The organism is Stenotrophomonas acidaminiphila (assembly GCF_001431595.1).
Lineage (GTDB): Bacteria > Pseudomonadota > Gammaproteobacteria > Xanthomonadales > Xanthomonadaceae > Stenotrophomonas > Stenotrophomonas acidaminiphila.
In genome coordinates, this window is record NZ_LDJO01000033.1 from 52,215 (window position 1) to 74,047 (window position 21,833).

Annotated in this window: 9 protein-coding genes; 7 read left to right on the top strand and 2 right to left on the bottom strand. The window is 70.4% G+C overall.

Features of this window, described 5'->3' with window-relative positions; all coding sequences use genetic code 11:
- Nucleotides 1-8: 8 nt before the first annotated feature.
- Nucleotides 9-1,277 carry a sialidase family protein gene (locus ABB33_RS11730; RefSeq protein ID WP_056932231.1) on the bottom strand — a complete coding sequence of 423 codons (1,269 nt, stop codon included), beginning with the start codon at nt 1,275-1,277 and terminating at the stop codon, nt 9-11.
- 94 nt (nt 1,278-1,371) lie between these two features.
- Between ABB33_RS11730 and ABB33_RS11735 the strand changes: the two genes are divergently transcribed.
- The 6 genes from ABB33_RS11735 (at nt 1,372) to ABB33_RS11760 (ending at nt 18,127) form a co-directional block, all read left to right on the top strand.
- Entirely contained in the window at nt 1,372-3,516 is a 2,145-nt protein-coding gene (locus tag ABB33_RS11735) for a S46 family peptidase (protein WP_056932232.1), read from the top strand.
- A gap of 142 nt (nt 3,517-3,658) precedes the next feature.
- Entirely contained in the window at nt 3,659-4,414 is a 756-nt protein-coding gene (locus tag ABB33_RS11740) for a response regulator transcription factor (RefSeq protein WP_054668432.1), read from the top strand.
- Nucleotides 4,415-4,564: 150 nt separating this feature from the next.
- A complete protein-coding gene (locus ABB33_RS11745) occupies nt 4,565-5,317 on the top strand; it encodes a response regulator transcription factor (protein ID WP_152985058.1) in 753 nt (250 codons plus the stop codon).
- Nucleotides 5,318-5,617: 300 nt separating this feature from the next.
- Nucleotides 5,618-13,723: an SdrD B-like domain-containing protein gene (locus tag ABB33_RS11750; protein WP_056932234.1), complete on the top strand. Its 8,106-nt coding sequence runs from the start codon at nt 5,618-5,620 to the stop codon at nt 13,721-13,723.
- The gene (locus ABB33_RS11755; protein WP_056932235.1) at nt 13,720-17,103 is read left to right on the top strand and encodes an Ig-like domain-containing protein; all 3,384 of its coding nucleotides are present in this window, start codon (nt 13,720-13,722) and stop codon (nt 17,101-17,103) included. The genes ABB33_RS11750 and ABB33_RS11755 overlap by 4 nt, the downstream gene beginning before the upstream one ends.
- A 10-nt stretch (nt 17,104-17,113) precedes the next feature.
- On the top strand, nt 17,114-18,127 hold the full coding sequence (locus tag ABB33_RS11760) for an OmpA family protein (protein WP_056932236.1): 1,014 nt from the start codon (nt 17,114-17,116) through the stop codon (nt 18,125-18,127).
- A gap of 72 nt (nt 18,128-18,199) precedes the next feature.
- Here the strand turns inward: ABB33_RS11760 and ABB33_RS11765 are convergent, their stop codons facing one another.
- A complete protein-coding gene (locus ABB33_RS11765) occupies nt 18,200-20,032 on the bottom strand; it encodes a GGDEF domain-containing protein (protein ID WP_211260883.1) in 1,833 nt (610 codons plus the stop codon).
- Nucleotides 20,033-20,469: 437 nt separating this feature from the next.
- Between ABB33_RS11765 and ABB33_RS11770 the strand changes: the two genes are divergently transcribed.
- Entirely contained in the window at nt 20,470-21,780 is a 1,311-nt protein-coding gene (locus tag ABB33_RS11770; RefSeq protein ID WP_152985060.1) for a sensor histidine kinase, read from the top strand.
- Nucleotides 21,781-21,833: the final 53 nt, after the last annotated feature.

Genomic DNA, 21,833 nt, shown 5'->3' on the forward strand with positions numbered 1-21,833 from the left:
AGGCTGGTTCACGGCGCGGACGCGGCGGGCACGGGCGAGACGACCGCGCCGCGCAGCACCGGTTTGCCGGCGACCACGTCGGTCCATACCAGCCGCGCATTGCCGCGGTCGGCGAGCAGGCGCGGGAAGCCGGTACCGCGCCCGCGGCCCTGCAGGATCGCAACCTGCAGGCGGCCGAGCTCGCGGTCCAGCGAGGGGCTGTAGCGGGCAAGCCACAGCGATTGCCCGCGCCCCTCCTCGCGCAGCCACGCCAGCCACAGGCCAGCGGCATCGGCCGCTACCTGCACCCGTCCCTGTACCCCGGTGCCGCGATCCGGCACGCGCGGCGCGCCGAAGCTGGCGCCGCCATCGCTGCTGTGGGCCAGGCGCAGCAGCGGTTCGCCCTGCGGCGCGGTGTACCACGCCACCCAGGCATGGCCAGCGTATGCGGTGACCGCCGGGCCGTTCACCGGGCAGGCCGGCATGACCCAGTCGTCGGCATGGACCCGCCGTGCCGGTTGCCAGCCGGCGGCCGTGCGGCGATGCAGGTGGATGTCGCGGGTCTCGCCGGCGTCGCGGCCGCGATACACCAGCAACACCCCGCTGGCGTCGGCATGGACTCCGGTCTGGCAGCAGTCGCAGGTCATCGGGTCCAGCTCCTGCTCGTCGTGCTTGCCCAGCCGGGCATCGAAGCGGGCGCTGCGCAGGGTCATCGCGCCTTGGCCGTGGCCGTCGCCGTGCCCGGTGCCTGCGGTGCGACGTCCGTCCAGCCAGGCGATGCCCATGCCGTCGGCGCCTTCCGGCCACAACGAAACAAAGCCGTGTTCGGTGGCGGTGGCGTCATCGTGCACGGTGACCGCCGCCGACCACTGCCGGCCGTCGGCCGAGCGCGCCAGCTGCACGTCGTAGGCATACGGGGCATCGGCCGACCTGCGCAGCCATTGCGCCCACAGTGCGCCGTCGGCACTGGCGCGCAGGTGCGGCGTGTCGGCCCAGTTCACGAACCAGTCGTCGCCACGCGCGATCTGCCGGGCCGGCTGCCAGCGGCCGCCGGAAAAGCGCGCGTAGCGCAGCTGGTGGCCCTGTGCGTCCGGCGCCAGCCACGACAGCAGCAGGCTGCCATCGGGCGCGGCCACCAGGTCCGGCTGCGCGGCGCTGGCGTCGGCCGCCAGCGGCCACGGTTCGGCATGCAGGCCCAAGGCCTGGCCGGCAGCCGCGGCAGCGGGCGCCGGCGCATCGCCGGAGCAGGCGCCGAGCAGCGCACACGCCAGTGCGAGGGAAACGGAGAAGATGCGCATGCGCGCAGGATAGCGGCATCGTGACCGTTGGCGGTTGCCCCCCCACCGGTGCCCGGCTACTGTCGCCCCCTGTTCTGTACCTGCTGGAGTTCCGATGAAGCGCACACCGCTTGCCGCCGCCATGGCGCTGGGCATGAGCCTGGCTGCCGCCGCCAACGCCAACGAGGGCATGTGGATGCCCACGCAGCTGCCTGGACTGGCGAAGACGCTGAAGGAGGCCGGCTTCAAGGGTGACCCGTCGGCGCTGGCCGACGTCACCGCGCCGCCGTTGAGCGCGGTGGTGCGGGTGGGCGGCGGCACCGGAGCGTTCGTGTCCGGCGACGGCCTGCTGCTGACCAATCACCACGTCGCCTACGGGGTGATCCAGTACAACGCCAGCAAGGAGCACGACACCATCAACGACGGCTTCATCGCCCAGGGCCGCGATGACGAGCGCGCGGCCAACCCGGACTACCGGGTGCTGGTGACGGTGGGCTTCGACAAGGTCACCGACGAGGTGCTCAAGGAGGCGCGCGGCAAGAACGGGCGTGCCTACTACGATGCGGTGGAGAACGCGCGCAAGCGCATCGTCGCCGACTGCGAGGCCGAGGGCGGGGTGCGCTGCTCGGTGGCCAACATGTACTACGGCAGCGATTTCTACCGCATCCGCCAGCTGGAGCTGACCGACATCCGCCTGGTCTACGCGCCGCCGCGCGCGATCGGCAATTACGGCGACGAGATCGACAACTTCATGTGGCCGCGCCACACCGGCGATTTCACCCTGCTGCGTGCCTACGTCGGCAAGGACGGCAAGCCGGCGCCGTACAGCAAGGACAACGTGCCGTACCACCCGCCGGCACACCTGAAGATGTCGCTGGACGGCCCGAAGGAAGGCGACTACGCGATGCTCGCCGGCTATCCGGGCACCACCTACCGGCTGCGCACCGCCGCCGAGTTCGCCAACCAGATCGACACGGTGCTGCCGCGCCGCGTGGAGGTGTTCCAGCAGCTGATCGACGTGATCGAGGCGCAGGGCAAGGGCAATGCCGACGCGCGCACCCGCTACGCCTCGCAGCTGCAGTCGCTCAAGAACAACCGCAAGCGCGCCGCCGGCGAACTGGAAGGCCTGCTGCGCAGCGACGCCAAGACCCAGCGCGCGCAGGACGAGCAGGCGATGCTGGCCGCCACCGACGCCCGCTACAAGGCCGACATCGACGCGTTGTCCGCCTCGCTGGCCGCCGAGCGCGACGCCGGCGCCGGTGACTTCCTGGTGACGCTGATGTCCAGCCAGACCCAGCTGCTGCGCTCGGCCATGCTGCTGGAACGCCTGCGCATCGAATCGGCCAAGCCCGACGCCGCGCGCGAGAGCGGCTACCAGCAGCGCGACCAGGCGCTGATCGAAGGCGTGCTCAAGCAGGTGCAGCGCCGCTACGACCCGGCCGTGGAGAAGGCCCTGCTCACCGCGCTGCTCACGCGCTACCAGCAGTTGCCCGACGCCCGTCGCGACGCGCGCTACGACGCGCTGTTCGGGCGCACCCCGGAACAGCTGCGCAAGGCACTGGATACCCTGTACGCGGCGACCCGGCTGGGCGACGAGGCGCAGCGCCTGTCGCGCTTCGAGGCGGCCCGCAAGGGCGGCGCGCTCGAAGCCGATCCGCTGCTGGCGGCGGCTGCCACGCTGGTGGCGGCGCAGCTGGACGCCGAACGCGAAAGCAAGGAGCGCGAGGGCGAACAGCTGCGCCTGCGCCCGTCCTACATGCAGGCGCTGTTCGCCTGGCGCGCCAGCCAGGGCCGCGCCGTCTACCCGGACGCCAACAGCACGCTGCGCATCAGCTACGGCAGGGTCGAGGCGCTGCATCCGCGCGACGCGGTCAGCTATTCGCCGGTGACCACGGTGGCCGGCATCGTCGAGAAGAACACCAACACGGTGCCGTTCGACGCGCCCAGGCCGCTGCTCGATGCCATCGCCAAGGGTGATTTCGGCAGCACCGCCGACCCGGTGCTGAAGACGCAGACGGTCAACTTCCTGACCAACCTCGATACCACCGGGGGCAACTCCGGTTCGCCGGTGCTCAATGCGCGCGGCGAGCTGATCGGCCTGAACTTCGACTCCAACTGGGAGTCGGTGAGCGCCAGCTGGTGGTTCGACCCGCGCTACAAGCGGGCCGTGCACGTGGACATGCGCTACCTGCGCTGGCTGCTGGCCAAGGTCTACCCGGCGCCGGCGCTGCTGGACGAAATGGGCCTGCCGCGGGAGTAAGCGCAAGCAAGGCCGGGGCCGGCATCGTGTCTGCCGGGCCCCGGCCGCGTCCCGTCCGGCGCGCGTGGCCGGGCGGCAGCAGGACGCCACTGGCCTAGAATGGCCGGGCGAACAGGGCGGGACAGGTCGTGGGGAAGCACTGATGCAGGTGGATGGGGAACGGCCGGCAGGCGATGCCGGTTGCCGGCTGGATGGCGTACGGATCTGGGTCGTCGAAGATGATCCCGAGTGGCGCGGCATGGTGGTCGAGGAACTCGAGTACCACGGCGCCGACGTGCGCGGCATCGACAGCGTCGAGGCGCTCTACCGCGAACTGGCGGTGGACCGGTGCGACATCCTCGTGCTGGATGTCGGCCTGCCTGGCGAGGATGGATTGAGCGCCACCGGCCACCTGCGGCGGATGGATGGCATGGGCATCGTGCTGGTCACCGGGCGCAGCGGCACCGCGGACATGGCGCACGGGCTCTCGCTCGGTGCCGATGTCTACCTGCCCAAGCCGCTGGAGCTGCCGGTGCTGGTGGCTGCGCTGCACAGCCTGCACCGGCGCATGTCGCAGTCCTCGCCGGCCGTGGTTGCCCCCGGCGAGGCCGTCGCCGCATGGAACCTGCGCTCGGACGGATGGGACCTGCATGCCCCCAATGGCAAGGTGCTGACCCTGACCGCGGCCGAACGCGGCTTCCTGCGCGAACTGTTCGCCGTTCCCGGCGAGGCGGTCGACCGCGAGCGGCTCATCGCCGCGGTCACCGACCAGCCCTGGGATTTCGACCCGCATCGGCTGGAGGTGCTGGTGCACCGCCTGCGCACCCGGGCGCGCAACGCCACCGGCATTGTGCTGCCGGTGCGCGCGCTGCGCGGTATGGGCTACATGCTGGTCTCCGAGCCGATCCCCGCCGCCTGAAGGCGAAAACCGGCTTCCGCCAGCCGGCGCGTGTGAATTCCGGAGAGCAACGGAGATTTTTTGATACTGCCGCGTTGCCGGCAGCTGTCGAGAATCCAACCCCGACGCCGCGGCCACGCATCGTGTGGCCGGCGTGCATGGGGACCGGTATTGGAAACGAAACAGGAAACGCCGCCGGCATGCGCGCCGCAGTCGTTGCAGGGCATGCGCATCTGGGTGGTGGAGGACGACCCGGAGTGGTGTGCGCTGGTGGTCGATGAACTCGTGCGGCAGGGCGCGGCGGCCCGCGGCATGGGCAGTGCCGAAGCCCTTTACCGCGAACTGGCGGTGGCCACCTGCGACATCGTCGTGCTCGACATCATGTTGCCGGGCGAGGACGGACTGAGCGCGACCCGTCACCTGCGCCGCACCGGCGACATGGGCATCGTGCTGGTCACCGGGCGCGGCAGCGCCGCCGACATGGCGCATGGCCTGTCGATGGGGGCCGATGTCTACCTGCCCAAGCCGCTGGAACTGCCGGTGCTGGTGGCGGCCCTGCACAGCCTGCACCGGCGCATGGCGGCCGGTGGCGGTACGGCGGCCGACCCGGCGGCGGAGCCTGCCGGCAATGGCTGGAGCCTGCGCGCGGGTGGCTGGGAGCTGTGGTCGCCCGATGGCCAGGCCCTGGCCTTGTCGACAGCCGAGCGGGCGCTGCTGCACGAACTGCTCTCATGCCCCGGCACGCCCGTGGGCCGCGAACGGCTGATCGCCGCGCTCACGCCCACGCCGTGGGATTTCGACCCGCACCGGCTGGAAGTGCTGCTGCACCGCCTGCGCGCGCGCGTCCGTGGCGCCACCCGGCTGACCCTGCCGGTACGCGCCCTGCGTGGCCTGGGGTATCTGTGGGTACCCACGCAATCCTGATTCCGGCCGGCCCGATGCGTGCCGCCGCACGACGCTTTGAGAGCAACTGTGAGCAAGCGTCAGGAACTGCTACTGCCTTGCCAGCGCGGGCTGTCGAGAATGCGGCCCGAATGCCCTGACCGGGTGTTCCGCGCTTGCCCGCAACGGCAGGCACCGACGACACGCAAGGCCCGGGCCGCCAGGCAGCCGGGTGGGGCGCAACAGCTGCAACGCAGGGGAAAACCCGTGTACCAAACTCACGATCAGGCCGCTCGCGCGATGTCTTCGCGCGCGCATGCAAATGGATTTGCCGTCCGCGCAATGAAGCTCGCCGGCCTGTTGGCCGCGGTCGGATTCATGGCGCCGGCCGCCAACGCCGCCGTGACCGCGACGCAGGTGACCACGGCCGCGGACATCGGCATCGGCCAGGACGTGAACGTCACGGTCGACTGGACGCGTACCAGTGCCGGCGGCGACACCATCACGGTCGTCATCCCCGCCCAGCTCGGTGCCAACCCGCCCGCGCCCCCGGCAGGTTGTACCTACACCGCACCGAACATGGTGTGTTCGACCACCGCCGGCAGCAGCGGCACGGTGACGTTCCCGGTGCGCGGCGTGACCGCCGGCGGTTTCAACCTGACCGCCACCGGCACCTCGGGTCCGTCCGCCGCCTTCTCCGGCAACGTGCGCAACGCCGGCGACCTCACCGTGGGCAAGGCCATGACCGTGCCGGCGAGCGGCAGCCCGCTGACCGGTGGCAACAGCACCTTCCGGCTGACCCCGAACATCGCCGCCGGCGGCAACAACGTGCCGGTGGGCGGCAGCATCGTCATCACCGACAACCTGCCGGACAGCGCGGCCACGGGCTTCGTGGCGACGGCAATCAACTTCGGTGGCCCGCTGACGCCGTCGTGCACCGCGGTGGCCACGGCCAACAGCAGCCGCGTACTGACCTGTACCTATACCGCCGGCGGCTCGGCGATCACCGCCGCGCAGCTCAACAGCAGCTGGATCGAGGTCAGTGGCACCACCCGCAGCTACGGCAGCTTCGTCAACACGGCGTCCATCAGTTCCGCCAATACGCTCTATATCGACCTGGCCGCGGGCAACAACACCACCAGCCTCAACTACAACACCGAGCCGGCCACCGACCTGGCGGCGACCATCAGCAGCTCGCTGAGCAACAGCTCGGCCTCGCCCTCGTCGGGCCTGAGCAACCAGACCATCACCCTGGGTGTGACCAACAACGGCCCCATGGCGTCGGCCGCCGGTGCCGTGATCGAGACCATCGTTCCGGCCGGTTTCACCATCGGTGCACTGCCGCCGGGTTGTACCTCCGTGCCGGCCAGCAGCCTGACCATCGCCCCGCCGGTGAGCGGCGGCACCCAGACCGGAACCTGGAACGGCACCAAGGTCAGCTGCATCGCGGGCGCGTTGAACGTGGGCGTGTCCGCCTCGTTCGTCATACCGGTGACGCTGGACAACGTGCGCCGCACCGGCGAGTACCTGCCCGCCGTGCTGACCCTGCCGCCCGGACAGGATGATGGCCAGCCGAACAACAACAGCGCCACCCGCCGTTACTGGATGGCGCCGTCGGCGGCCGACCTGGGGCTGAGCAAGAGCAAGCCGGCCAAGGTGGCACCGGGACAGACCATCAGCACCACCCTGACCGTCACCAACCGTGGTCCGGAAACGGTCAGCTGGAGCGCCTCGCAGCCGCTGCGCGTGGTGGACTGGCTGGATCCGCGCGAAATCACCAATGCCTCGGTCACCGCCACCAACGGCTGGGTGTGCACCGTCACCCCGGCCTCGCCGCGAACCGATGGCGCCAACCCCGCGCAGACGACGCAGGTCTCGTGCGAGCTGCCCGTCCCCGGCACCATGAGCGTCGGCCAGTCGCGTTCCTTCAGCTTCGCCCACACCATCGCCGACGCCGCGACCCTGGGGCCCAACCCGGTAACGTTGACCAACATCGCCTGTACCGGCAGCGAGGTGCTGCGCCTGCTGGGGCTGGACGCGACCAACGGCCCGCAGCCGGCAGACCCCGAGGATGCCGGCGCGACCGGCGGCATCGCCGAGAACGGTACCAACGGCCAGGACTGCCAGGCCGCCAACGGCATCGGCACCACCATCGAAGACGTCCGCGTGGGCATCCGCAAGGAGTCCTCCGTGGACGGCACCACCTGGCACGATGACGTCGCCGACGCGCCGACGCTGGCCGCCGCCGACAACGACATGCACTGGCGGATGACCATCACCACCGCCGCGGCGCAGGCGACGATCCCGAACCTGCAGGTGAAGGACGTCTACAACGGCCTGATGCGGGCCATCGGGCAGACGCCGAACTACGTCACGCCGAACATCAGTTTCACCTACGACCTGAGCCAGGCCACGGGCGCAACGCACAGCTGCCCCGCCAGTATTTCCGGCAATCCAAACTCGTACGGCCAGGGCGGCAGTACCGTCGAGTCCGGCAGTACCTACGAGCAGACCTGCAATTTCAGCAACGTGCCGGCCGGCGCCACCATCGTGGTCACGGCCACGCTGTCGCGCCCGCTGGGGGCGCCCACCGGCCAGCTGAACAACACCGCCACGCTGGATTCGACCAACGCGTTCCTGAAGGACCTGTCCGGCGGCAACGTGATGAGCGACAGCGCGCGGGTGCTGGTGCTGCCGCGTGCCGACGTGGCCATGACCAGCAAGACGGTCACGACCAGCATCCCGGCCAGCGGCGGCAACAATCCGATGGCATCGGTCGGCGAGACCGTGCTGTTCACCCTGGTCGCCCGCAACCAGGGCCAGGACCACATCGCCGCCGGCAACTTCCGTATCACCGACAGCCTGTTCACCGGTGCGGCGACGCTGGCGACGCCGGCCTTCGAGGTGCTGGAAGTCAAGCCGGCCGATGCGGCCAAGATGAGCTGCGCGGCCAGCAACCTGGCCAGCGGTTCCATTTCCTGCGTCAACGTCACGACCATCTCCCGCCATGAAGTGCAGACGGTCACCGTGCGTGCGCGCGTCAAGAAGCCGCCGAGCTACACCGGCGCGCTGGGCGACAAGCTGTACGAGAACGTCACCAACACCGCCCAGGTCCATCTGGACAACATGTGCGAGTACCGTTTCGACGGGGTCGCCAACTCCAGCGCCTGTGGCGACGCCAACGCGCAGGCGAACAACACCGCCTCGGCCGTGTTCGACGTCACCGTGCCGTCGTTCGACCTGCAGCAGGGCAAGGTGCCGGTGTTCCCCGCCGGGCAGAGCGAGTTCCGCGCCGGCGACGACCTGCGCTACCGCTTCAGCGTCCGCAACGCCGGCCCGTCGATCGCCGAAAACATCGAAATGACCGACACCCTGACGGTGCCGTCCGGGTTCAGCCTGGTGCTGCAGGGCACGCCGCAGAACATGAACGCGGGCGCGGCAAGCGCCGGCTACACCCTGGCCAGCAAGACCGTTGCCTGTACCCAGGCATCACCGAACGCCGCGACGGTGTGTAGCTTCGGCACGCTGGACGTGAACGAGGAAGTGAACTTCGAACTGGTGTTCCGGCCCACCGGCGTGTCCACCGCCCCGGTGATCTTCGGCAATGCCGTGCACGTCTGCGCGGACGAGACCAACAGTTACGAATCCTCCGGCAAGTGCACCGCCGATCCGCTCCAGGCCGGCAACAACCTGGCCGCGATCAACAACGTGCTGTTCCCGAGCACCGACCTGGAAGTGGTGAGCAAGACCGCCATGGTCTCGCCGGTCGACGTCGGCCAGGCCGTGCCGTGGCAGATCGTGCTGCGCAACAACGGCATTTCCACCTCCACCCAGATGCGCGTGGTGGATACGCTGCCGTCCGGCTTCGAGTGGATTCCCGGCACCGCCCCGGGCGTGGGTACCGCCACCAGTGGCGCCACGCTGGCCGCGGCCGGCGGCACCCTGGCCGTGCAGCCCGGCCCGCCGGCGCCGGACGCGGCGGACGTCTGCTATGTCTCCAACGGCGTCGCCAGCGTCACCAGCGCGACCCCGGTGCAGCAGGTGACCTGCCACGTCAACGGCAATTTCCCGGCGGGCAGTGGCTACACCCTGACCCTGCATGCGCGTCCCAAGGCGGGCGTGTATGCCGGGCCGTGGCTGACCGACGTGGACAACCACGCGGCCGTGCAGCCGGGCAAGGACGCGGCCAACGAGGACCTGGCCAAGGACAGCAATCCGAACAACAACGAGCAGGACGGCCCGGTGCAGGTGCGCAATGCCAGCATCGGCGGCCGCGTGTTCATCGACCAGAACAACAACGGCGATACCGACGCCGGCGACAACGGCCTGGCCAACGTCAGCGTGCGCCTGACCGGTACCGACGTCTATGGCAACGCGATCGACGTCACCGTCACCACCGATGGCAACGGCGACTACGTGTTCAACGGGCTGGCGCCGTCCGATGCCGCCGGTTACACCATCAACCAGGACCAGAGCACCGTGTCCGGTGGCTACAACAACGGCCTGCCGCAGCCCAACAGCACGCGTACCGTGCGCAACGGCACCAGTACCGGCGTGACCGACAAGGGCAGCGCCGGCATCGTGGCCAGCGGTGGCGTCATCAGCGGGGTGGTGCTCGGCAGCGGCGGCCAGGGCGTGCAGTTCGACTTCCCGGAAGTCACCCTGTACACGCTGTCCGGCCACGTGTTCCTGGACAAGAACGTCAACGACGTGCGCGACCCGGCCACGGATGAGCCCATCGCCGGCGCCACCCTGGAACTGCTGGAGCTGGTCGGCGGCGACTACGTGCCCGTCACCGGTCCGACCGGGACCGCGCTCACCGACGCCAATGGTTTCTACAAGTTCGTCGGCCTGGACCCGGCCAAGACCTATGCCGTGCGCGAAGTGCTGCCGGCCGGCCACCTGAACCGGCCCAGCGCGGTGAAGCCCGGTACCTGCGGCGGTGCCGGCTGCAGCGCCGGCAGCGCGCAGACCGGCGTGGCCGGCGACGCGCCGACCACCGACCGCATCAGCGGCATCCGCCTGACCGGCAACGGCGAGAACTACGACTTCGGCGAACAGGAAGGCGCCGAGATCCACGGCCGCGTGTTCATGGATTACGACAACGACGGCGTGCAGAACGGCAGCGACGGCGGCATCGGTGGCCAGACCATCGAGCTGCGCAACGCGGGCGGCACGGTGGTCGCCACCACGACGACCGCCAATGACGGCACGTTCTCGTTCACCCAGCTGCTGCCGGGCACCTACACCCTGCACCAGCCGAACCAGCCGGCGGGCACCGCCAACGGCATCACCACCGAAGGAACGGTAGGCGGTATCGCCACCGGCACCGCGACCGGCGTGAACACCACCCCGTCGCAGATCACCGGCATCACCGTGGCCCCGGGCCAGAAGTCGCTGGAGAACCTGTTCGCCGAGATCCCGACCCGCAGCACCATCGCCGGCCGGGTGTGGATGGACAACAACGACAACGGCGTGATCGACACGGGCGAGCAGGGCATCGGCGGCATCACGGTCGAGCTGTCCGGCACCGACGTCAATGGCAACGCGGTCACCCGCACCACCACCACCGGCAACGACGGCGGCTACCTGTTCGCCGACCTGCCGGCGGGCACCTATGCCGTCACCGAGCCGAACCAGCCGCCGCTGACGCTCAACGGCCAGACGGTGCCGGGCAACATCGGCGGCGTGCCGCTGGCGGGCGCCACCGCGACCGGCAAGGCCACCACGCCGTCGGCGATCGGCAACATCGTGCTGGGCGAGAACCAGCACGCGGTGCAGAACAACTTCGGCGAGATCCCGATGAACGGCTCCATCGCCGGGCGGGTGTGGCTGGACCGCAACAACGATGGCGTCATCTCGGTCGGCGAGAACGGCATCGCCGGCGTGACCGTGCGCCTGACCGGCACCGATGCCCAGGGCAACCCGGTGGTGGCCGAGGTGCGTACCGATGAGAACGGCTACTACCTGTTCGACGGACTGGCGCCGGGCACCTATGCCGTGACCGAGCCGGAACAGCCGGCAGGCACGTTCAACGGCCGTACCCGTGCCGGCAGCCACGGTGGCGACGCCACCGCGGTGACCACCACGCCGTCGGCGATCAGCGGCATCGTGCTGGGCGCCAACGAACACTCGGTGGCCAACAACTTCGGCGAGATCCCGCCGGCATCCATCGCCGGCCAGGTGTGGTACGACGACAACGACAACGGGCGCATCGACGCCGGTGAAACCGGCATCCCCGGCCAGGAGATCGTGCTGGAGGGCGTCGACGACCTCGGCAACCCGGTCCGCACCACGGTCGTCACCGACGGCGATGGCCGCTACCACTTCCCGAACCTGCGCCCGGGCCGCTACAAGGTGACCCAGCCCAACCAGCCGCCGCAGACGCAGAGCGGGCAGACGGTGCCGGGTACCACCGGTGGCGACGGCACGCCGAAGAGCGAGCCGGTTTCGGTCATCAGCTGGCTGACGCTGGAGCCGGGCATCCACTCGCAGTCCAACAACTTCGGCGAGCTCAACACCGACGTGCCCGACCTGCGGGTCAGCAAGTCGGTGGATCCGGCGACCCTGGTCACCGGCAGCGCCGCGACCTACCGCATCGTGGTGCGCAATGCCGGCCTGGCCGCGACCAGCGGCGAGTACGAGGTGCTCGACCGCCTGCCGCAGGGCGTGACCCTGGCCGATGTCCCGACGGGCGACGGCTGGAGCTGCACCGGCGCGGCCGGCGACACCCGCTTCAGCTGCCGCAGCAGCACCGTGCTGGCAGCCGGGCAGAGTGCGACGGCGGTGATCAGCGCGCTGGTGCGCGTGGGCGCCGATGCCAGCGCCGGTACCGTCAATAATGCCGTGCTGGTCGCCGGCGGCGGCGAGCCGGAATCGCGCCGCCCGACGCCGGAAGAACAGCAGGCGCTGGAAGGCGGCGACGTCGGCATCCTGCCGGTGTGCGAGGCCGAGGTGGTGCACAACGCCTGTCGCCTGCCGAGCGAACTGGTGAAGGCATGGCCGGACGTGGTGGTCAGCAAGGCCGCCGACAGCGCCGTGTTCACCGTTGGCCAGCAGGCCAGCTACCTGATCCGCGTGCGCAACATCGGCGAGCGCGCCACCGACGCCGAGTACGTGGTCAGCGAACACCTGCCGGCCGGCATCGTGCTGTCGGGCCTGCCCGCCGGCGATGGCTGGACCTGTACCGGCAGCGCGGGCGAGCGCCGCTTCGAGTGCGCGAGCGCGCGCGAACTGGCTGCCGGTGCGACCCATCCGGGCGCGATCAAGGTGCCGGTGGACGTGCTGCCGGAAGCCGTGCGCCAGGGCACCGTGAACAACGCGGTGGTGGTGTCCGGCGGCGGCGAAGATCCGCAGCGCAAGCCGGGCGAGGAACAGTGGAAGCAGTTCGAGGAAACCCCTGGCCAGCTCGACCTGTGTGACCCGCAGATCAGCCAGAACCTGTGCCGGGTGCCGAACGAGGTGCAGGAAGCGCCGGAAGACACGCTGCTGGTGATCAGCAAGCGTGGCGACCGCGCCATGGCCGAGATCGGCGACACCGTGCAGTACACCATCGAGGTACGCCACGTGTCCGGCAGCGCCGTGCGCACGGTGAACATCGTCGACGTGCTGCCGCGCGGCTTCACCTACATCGACGGCACCGCCCGCGTCGACGGCCGCGTGCTGGACGAACCGCTGGGCAGGCCGGGTCCGCGCCTGGGCTTCGACCTGGGCCCGATCGCCGCCGGCGGCCAGCTGGTGCTGACCTACCGCGTGCGCATCGGCGTGGGCGCGCTGCAGGGCGACGGCATCAATCGCGCGCAGGCGCACGGCTGCTCGATCCCCGGCGGCTGCATCGATCCGGTGGGCCTGAACCCACTGCCGGGTTCGACCCCGTCCAACCACGCCCAGTACCGCGTGCGCGTCACCGGCGGCGTGTTCACCGACGAGGCCTGCGTGCTGGGCAAGGTGTTCGTGGACTGCAACAACAACCACGTGCAGGACCAGGAAGAACTGGGCATCCCCGGGGTGCGCCTGTACTTCTCCGACGGCACCTGGCTGGTCTCCGACTCGGAGGGCAAGTACAGCTACTGCGGCCTGCCGCCGAACAGCCACACGCTGAAGGTCGATCCGTCGACCCTGCCGGTCGGCGCACGCCTGACCACCAGCAGCAACCGCAACCTGGGCGACGCCGACAGCCTGTTCCTGGACCTGAAGAACGGTGAGCTGCACCGCGCCGACTTCGTCGAGGGCAGCTGCGCCAACCCGGTGCTTGAGCAGGTCAAGGCGCGCCGTACCCAGGGTGAGGTGCGCGCACCGGAGAGCGAGCCCGGCCAGTCGCCGCTGCGTTTCGAAAGCAAGCCCGTCCGTGCGCCGCAGCAGGCCACGGATACGGCCAACCAGAGACCGATCGTGGATCCCAGACCCAACCCGCCCCCGGCATCGGCCGCGCAGGAGGTGCAGCCATGAGCCGCCGCGACTTCCCGCGTACGCCGCCGCGCCTGAGCCTGCTGGCCTGCGCGCTGGCTGCCGTTGCCGTACCGGCGATGGCCCAGAGCGTGGGCACCAGTACCCGCTTCACCCCGGTGCTGGGTGATGCCAGCACCCTGTACCCGCGCTCGCCGGCGAGCGTCGATGCCGCACCGGAAGCGGTGCCGGCGCGGCCGGGCCAGATCGACTACGCCCTCAACCGCGGCGTGGACCTGGTCCGCGTCGAGGTCGACCGCGACGGCGTGCCGGCCGACGGCCAGACCCCGGTGCACGTGCGCGTGCAGCTGCTCGACGGCGAAGGCAAGCCGCTGGCCGGCCGCGCCTACGCCACCATCGAGAACAGCGGCGGCCGCGTGCGCCTGCCCGGCTCGCGTACCGACGAGTTCGGCCCCGGTGCCAGCGATGCCGACAAGGTCACCCCCGGCGTGCAGCTGGTGGTGGAGGACGGCGTGGCCGAGTTCGACCTGCTCGCACCGCACGAGCCGCAGGACGTGGTGCTGCGCATCACCGCCGGCGGCCGCACTGCCGAGGGCGTGATCGGCTTCCTGCCGGAAATGCGCGAACTGCTGGCCACCGGCCTGATCGAGGGCGTGCTCAATTTCCGCAACAGGTCCAATGCCGGGCTGATCTCGCCGGTGCAGCACCACGACGCCTTCGACCGCGACATCCGCCGCTGGGAGAAGCAGTTCAACAACGGCAAGGCCAATGCCGCCGCGCGCACCGCGTTCTTCGTCAAGGGCCGGATCAAGGGCGAGTACCTGCTCACCGCCGCCTACGATTCGGACAAGGACGTGCGCGGCCGCCTGCTGCGCGACATCCAGCCGGAGGAGTTCTACCCGGTCTACGGCGATGCGTCGCTGCGCGGCTTCGACGCGCGCTCGGCCGAACGCCTGTACGTGCGCATCGACAACAAGCGCAGCTACCTGCTGTACGGCGACTTCCAGACCGGTGACACGCTGGCCACGGTCACCGGCATCGGTGGCAGCGGGCCGATCCCGCAGCGCAGCCTGAGCACCTACAACCGCACCGCCACCGGCCTGGGCTGGCACTTCGAGAGCGCGCGCGCACGCGGCAACGTCTTCGCCATCGAGGACTCGCTGCGCCAGGTCATCGAGGAGTTCCGCAGCCAGGGCAGTGGCCCGTACGCGCTGCGCAACAACACGGTGCTGGAGGGCAGCGAGCGGGTGGAAGTGATCGTGCGCGACCGCAACCAGCCGACCCGCATCGTGTCGGTGCGTCCGCTGGCGCGGCTGGTGGACTACAGCTTCGAGCCGTTCTCCGGGCGCATTCTGCTCAACCAGTTCATGCCGTCCTTCGACAGCGACCTGAATCCGGTGTCGCTGCGCATCACCTACGAGCTGGACCAGCAGACCGAGAAGTTCTGGGTGTTCGGCGCCGACGGCCAGTTCAAGCTGAGCGAACGGCTGGAGGTGGGCGCCTCGGCGGTGGAAGACCGCAACCCGTACGCCGAGTTCCGCATGGGCAGCGCCAACGCCGGCTACCGGTTCGGCGAGAACACGATGCTGGTCGCCGAGTTCGCGCGCACCCGCAGCGAGGTCAACACCAGTTCGCTCAACCAGGTCGCCTCGCAGGGCCTGAAGGACGTGGTCGGCGAGGTCGAGGGCGATGCCTGGCGCGTCGAGTTCGCGCATGACGGCGACAAGTTCGATGCGCGCCTGTTCGCCGCGCGCACCGATCCGGCGTTCAACAACCCGGCGTCGCCGCTGTACGGCGGCCGCGGCGAGTACAACGCGCGCCTGGGTTACGCGCTGGGCCCGCGGCTGGAGCTGTATGTCGAGGCCCTGCGCAGCGAAGACCGCAATCCCGATGGTGGCGAGCGCGAAGCCGGCGGTGCCGGCGTGCGCGTGGCCGCCACCGAGCGCCTGACCCTGGACGTCGGCCTGCGCAGCGTGCGCGAGACCATCGGCGTGACCTCGCCGTGGTCGATGGGGGCGCCGTTCGGCCAGGCCGGCGGCCTGACCGGCGGCTTCGCCACCGGTGCCGGCGGCGGCGCGCTGGGCTATGGCCAGCAGGCGCTGGACCCGGCCACCGGGCTGATGGTCATCAATGGCCCGTCGTCCGGCAGCCTGATCACCAGCGACCTGCCGGTCGGCACCAAGCTGGAATCGGACAGTGCCCGCATCGGCCTGGGTTACCGCTTCAGCGAGAAGTTCAGCGGCGGTGCCGAGGTCGAGCAGAGCGTCAACGGCGAGGACCGCCACCGCGTGGCCGCCGGCGTCGACTACCAGGTGTTCGAGCGCAGCCGCCTGTATGGCCGCTACGAGAAGCAGACCGGCCTGACCAGCGCCTACGGCATCACCACCACCGACCGCCAGGCTGACGCGCTGGTGTTCGGCGTGGACAGCAGCTACCTGCGCGACACCCAGGCATTCAGCGAGTACCGGCTGCGCGATGCGATCAGCGGCCGCGACGTGCAGGCCGCCTCGGGCATCCGCAACAACTGGGACATCCGCGAGGGCCTGCGCCTGAGCAGCTCGGCCGAACGGGTCAACGTGATCGCCGGCGACACCGGCGACAGCACCGGGCTGGCGCTGGCGCTGGACTACAGCGCCAACCCGCTGTGGCGCGGCGCGGTGCGCGTGGAGCACCGCATCTCCGAGGACGTGGCGCACACCGAGGCCAACGAGGCGTTCGATACCACGCTGCTGCAGTTCATGCTGGCGCGCAAGCTCAGCCGCGACTGGACCCTGCTGGGCCGCAACTACCTGCTGGCGACCAACTACAAGGAACGCGGCGACGTCCTGCAGGACCGCTTCCAGCTCGGCCTGGCCTACCGCGACACCGACCGCAACCGGGTCAACGCGCTGATGCGCTACGAGTACAAGCTCGAACGCGACGAAAGCGGATTGACCCTGCTCGACGGCCAGGTGGTCAACGGCACCAGCCAGGACGTGCGTACCCGCGCCCACATCGTCTCCTCGCATGCCGACTGGCATCCATCGCGGCCGTGGTGGCTGACCGGGCGCGTGGCCGGCAAGTGGCAGCGCGACCAGTTCGCACTTGCCGACGGCGCCCGCGTCAACAGCAGCTTCCGTGCGCTGCTGTTCTCCGGCCGCATCGTCTACGACATCACCGAGAACTGGGACGTCGGCGTGCTCGGCTCCACCTTCCGTGGCCAGTCCGGCGGCAACCAGTACGCCTACGGCGTGGAAGTGGGCCGCCTGCTGCGGCAGAACCTGTGGTTGTCGGCCGGCTACAACTGGACCGGCTTCGAGGGCGACCGCGACCTCAACGGCTACGAATACACCCAGCAGGGCCTGTTCCTGCGCCTGCGCTTCAAGTTCGACGAAGACCTTTTCCGCCGTGACCCGGTGCGCTACCGCGACCCGGCCCGCTGAGGACGACCCGATGACTCTCCCGCATACCCGTTCCACCCTGTCCCGCGCGCTGCTGGCGACCGCCCTCCTGTCCGCCCTGGCCGGCCCCGCCGCCGCCCAGCAGACCCGGCTCAACCCGCAGGAAAAGCGCATCACCGACGAGGCCATCCACGCCGACCTGCAGGGCTACGAAGCCACGCAGGGCCGCATCCAGGCACTCAACGACGCCGGCCGCCCGGTGCGCGACTACCACCTGTCCAAGGCGCAGTGCTGGCTGGACGTGTCCTTCCACGAGTACACCCGCAACGACCGCAGCGCGTTCCCGCAGGAGGCGCTGACCGAGTCGGAGAAGCTGATCGTGGCCATGGAGACCGGCGTCTCGCCGATCCCGACCGATACGCCCCTGGTCAACAACGCCAAGTACCTGCGCGACGACCTGTGGCAGCGCCTGAAGGCGATCCACGGCACCCCGGGCTTCAGTTGCGCGCAGCAGGCCGTGGCCTGTGGCGAGGTCGAGCTGGTGCACGCCGGCAACGAGTTCAACCAGCAGCAGTGGCGGCACTCCAAGCCGTACATCCAGATCGCCGAAGACCTGGTCAACGATGCCGAGGCGATGGCACGCCAGTGCGCCGTGGCGCCCGCCGCCGCGGCGCCGACGCCCGGCCCGCTGATCGCCAACGTGCTGTTCGAGTTCGACCGCGATGGCCGCAAGGACATCCGTACCTACTCGCTGGAGAGCATCGACCGCGCGCTGGCCACCCTGGCCGGCGAGCAGCGCGAACTGGCCGGGGTCACCCTGGTCGGACACGCCGACCGCATGCAGGGCAAGGGCTTCGACTACAACCAGGGCCTGTCGCAGCGTCGCGCGCAGACGGTTCGCGAGCTGCTGATCGGCCGCGGCATCGCCGCCGACCGGATCCGCTACGAATACCGCGGCGATACCCAGCAGGTGCAGCAGTGCGATGGCGTCAAGCCGCGCGCCGCGCTGCTGGAATGCCTGCTGCCCAACCGCCGGGTCGAAGTGCGCTTCGAACTGGCCCGGTAATCGCCGCGTCGCGTGAACAGCCGGGGTCCGGGTCGGTTATCGCGTGCGCGCAGCGGCCGCCGGGTCCCGGGTTCAGGGCAGGTGGGAAACCCGACCCTGGCCCCGGTTTTCGTCCCGCGCTGGCGGGGCACCGACGTCGCGCGGCGGTGCCCACGACATCGGCCGGCCGCCGCCGATCATGATCCAGCCCTGTGCCAGGGCCTGTTCCGGATCGCGCAGGATGCTGTACAGGTCGACGTTGCGGCCCTCGGCCAGGCCCCACAGCCCGGCCCAGGTGCCGGTGCCGCTGCGGCGCGCCACCTGCAGCGCCCGGCTGGCCGCGCGCAGGGTATCGGCATGGCTGGTGGCGGTGCCAGGGAACAGCGGGTGCGGGGCCACGCCGGCGGACATGCTGGGCGTCAGGCACTGGCCCGGCGCGACATCCACCTGCAGCCGCTGGATGCTGCGGCACAGGTGCGCGGCCAGCGCGAACGCCGCGGCCTGGGTGGTGTTGGCGCGGATCACCACGAAGGTCGCCCCGCCCCAGCGGGCCACGTGGTCGTGCTGGTCGCTGTTGCGCACCAGTTCTTCGGCCACCGCGCGCAGCAGCAGGTCGCCGGCGGCATGGCCGTGCAGGTCGTTGAGCGCCTTGAAGCCATCGATCTCCAGCAGCAGCACCGCGCTGCGCGCGTCGCCGGTGCGCACTGACATGGTGGCGTCCAGCAGGCGTTGCGCCTCGCGCCGGTTCGGCAATCCGGTGAGCGCGTCGATGGCGCCGAGCCTGCGCAGCCGACGCTGCTGGCGGCGCATGCGCAGGTACAGGCCGCCGCCGCCCAGCAGCAGGACCGCCACCGCGGCCAGCGCGGCGTTGCGCAGCAGGCGGTCGCGGCTGGCCTCCTGGACGGCGTTGATGCGGATCGGATCCAGCGCCTGCTCGGCCGTGGCCTGCAACCTGGCCAGGCGGTTGAGGTTGTCGCCCTTCATCTGCGCCTGGTCGATCTGCCTGGCCTGGCGCAGGTAATCGCGCGCCTGGGCGGTATTGCCGAGAGCCACGCTGGTCTCCGCCAGCAGGTCCAGACTGTCGCGCGCGCCTCCGGGGAACTTGCCGGCTTCGGCCAGCGCCAGGGCCTTTTCGCCGAGATCCCGGGCCTGCTCCGGTTGCGCCTGCTCCAGTGCGATCCGTGCCAGCCGCTGCAGGGTGACGATCTGCCCGAGCGGATCATTCTGGGCCTGCCATGGCAGCACGGCCAGGAACTGCGCCCGGGCCGCCTCCAGGAGACCGCCGGCACGCTGGATCTCGGCCCGGTGGCTGCGGATCCGGTGCAGCATCACGTCCTGGTTGGACACGCGGTTGGCGATCGACTCGGCACGCGCGAAGGCACGCTCCGCCTCTTCATGGCGCCTGAGCCGCAGCAGCGTGTAGCCGTGGTTGTAGTGCAGCATCACGTCCTGCGGCAGTGGCGGCCTGCGCAGGTGGTCGGACAGCGCCAGTGCCTGTTGCTGGTAATGCAGCGCACCCTCGGGGTCGTCCATCTGCTCGGCGCGGATCAGGGCGATGCCGCTCAATGCGGTGATCTGGCTGCCCACGTCGCCTTCGGCGATGCCGCGTTCCAGCATCGATTCGAGCAGTTTCAGGCCCTCGGCGGTCTGTCCATTGCGCTGCAGCAGCGTGGCCGCCATCTGTATCGCCCGGCTGTGTTCGATGGCGGGCAGCTCCGTCGTCCGCAGCAACGCCTGCACCCGCGCCGCCGATTCCAGGCTGGCGTCGCCCTGGCCAAGCAACTGCCGGGCGAAGCCGCGGCATCCCTCGGCGCCTATTTCCACCACCGGCGGCAGCGCCGGCATGTCCAGCAGCTTCGTGGCCATCGCCAGTGCTTCGCGCGGGGCGCCATGCACCGTTGCGTGGCAGCGTCCCACCTGGTCCATCAGCCTTACGTCGGCGTCGGTGCCCTGGGCACCCGCGGGGCCGGCCGGGGCCATTGCCAGTGCCGCCCAGGGCAACAGGCAGCGGAATCGAATGACACGAAGCGGTGGGAGCATGGCGTCCGGTGTTTCCAGGCGGGGAAAGTCCGGCAACGGACGTGGCTAATATAGCCGCACTGCCTGGGCGCCGGGCGCCACATCGCGCCGCCTTCGCGGCTGCATGCCGTGCCCGCCCGGCGTGGGTGGGTGCCTGGACGACGGGCGTCCGTAATATAGCGGCAACTTTCCATGTATCGCGCGGCCATCCGCCGTGCCGGGGACTACACCCGATGCTTTCCGGAACCACCCGGCCCGGGGATCAGCCCGAGCCACCACGCGCCACGCGTGCCACCGACCGCCCACGGCGGCCTGCGGTGGTCGATGCCACCGAAGCGCGCGCCATGGCGATGCTGTTGCGCCTGCTGCTGGCCGTGGCCGGCTACCAGCTGCTGCTCCTGCTGTGGGGCGCAGCGGGCACCGCGGGGCTGGCGCAGGGGCTGGGCGTGGCCGGCATATTGACCTGCGTGGTTTCGCTGGAGCTGCTGCGGCGCCGCCGCCTGCACCTGTCGGTCCTGGTCTTCGTGGTGCTCAACCTGGTGCTGACCTCGGTGGCGTATGGCTACTGGGGCCTGCGCGCGCAGATGCACGGGCAGTTGCTGCAGCTGCTGCCGGTGCTGCTGGCCGGGGCGCTGCTGGGCCGCCGTGCGCTGTGGCTGGCGACCACCTGGCTGGCCGCGCTGCTGGCGCTGGGCGCATGGTTGGACGCGGCCGCCGCCTTCTACCTGCCGGCGCGCGTGGAGCTGGCGTTGCGCGACCTGGTGCTGGCCGGCTTCGGCACGCTGGTGGTGGCGTTCGTGCTGGACCAGTCGCTGTCCGCGCTACGCGACAACCTGCGCATCGCCCGCCGCCGCGGCGCCGACCTGGCGCGCAAGCGCGATGCGCTGCAACTGGAAATGCAGGAAAAGGAGCGCTCGCGCGAGCAGCTGGTGCACGCGCTGAAGATCGAGAACGTCGGCCGGCTGGCCAGCGGCGTGGCGCACGATTTCAACCATCTGCTGGCGCTGATCATGGGATATGCCGGCAAGGGCCGCCGCAGCGACGATCCGGCGGAGCTGAAGGCGGCTCTGCAGGGCGTGGAGTCGGCCGCACGGCGCGCCGGCGCGGTCACCCGCCGGCTGCTGGACTTCAGCCGCCAGGACGTGGCGCGGCCGCAGCTGCTGGACGCGGCACCGACCATCGCCGCGATGGAGCCGATGCTGCGCCAGCTGTTCGACGCGCGCATGGTGTTCGAACTGGACACCGGCCATGTGCAGTGCCAGATCCATTTCGACCCGGCGCAGCTGGAGCTGGTGCTGTTGAGCCTGGCCGCCAATGCGCGGCAGGCCATGCCCGACGGCGGTACCTTCCGGCTGGCGTTGTCCTGCCCGGAGCCGGGCAACGAACTGCGGATCGAAGTGAGCGACAGCGGCCATGGCATGAGCGAGGAGGTACGGCTGCGCTGCATGGAGCCGTTCTTCACCACCAAGCCCAGCGGCCAGGGCACCGGCCTGGGCCTGGCGGTGGCGGTCAACCTGATTGCCGCGGCCGACGGCCGCATCGAAGTGGACAGCGCGCCGGGCGAAGGCACCCGGTTCCATCTGTACCTGCCGGCGCGGGCATTGTCCGTCGAGCCGGCGCCGCCGGCCGGGGGCGGCGAAACGATCCCCTGCTGAGCCGCGCCGGGCGGCCGCCACGGCGCGGGCCTGGCAGCGGCTACACTGCGGCA

Coding starts and splice junctions, on each gene's coding strand:
- ABB33_RS11735 (WP_056932232.1), top strand. CDS start 1,372: ATGAAGCGCACACCGCTTGCCGCCGCCATGGCGCTGGGCATGAGCCTG.
- ABB33_RS11770 (WP_152985060.1), top strand. CDS start 20,470: ATGGCGATGCTGTTGCGCCTGCTGCTGGCCGTGGCCGGCTACCAGCTG.
- ABB33_RS11765 (WP_211260883.1), bottom strand. CDS start 20,032: ATGGACCAGGTGGGACGCTGCCACGCAACGGTGCATGGCGCCCCGCGC.
- ABB33_RS11760 (WP_056932236.1), top strand. CDS start 17,114: ATGACTCTCCCGCATACCCGTTCCACCCTGTCCCGCGCGCTGCTGGCG.
- ABB33_RS11740 (WP_054668432.1), top strand. CDS start 3,659: ATGCAGGTGGATGGGGAACGGCCGGCAGGCGATGCCGGTTGCCGGCTG.
- ABB33_RS11750 (WP_056932234.1), top strand. CDS start 5,618: ATGAAGCTCGCCGGCCTGTTGGCCGCGGTCGGATTCATGGCGCCGGCC.
- ABB33_RS11730 (WP_056932231.1), bottom strand. CDS start 1,277: ATGCGCATCTTCTCCGTTTCCCTCGCACTGGCGTGTGCGCTGCTCGGC.
- ABB33_RS11755 (WP_056932235.1), top strand. CDS start 13,720: ATGAGCCGCCGCGACTTCCCGCGTACGCCGCCGCGCCTGAGCCTGCTG.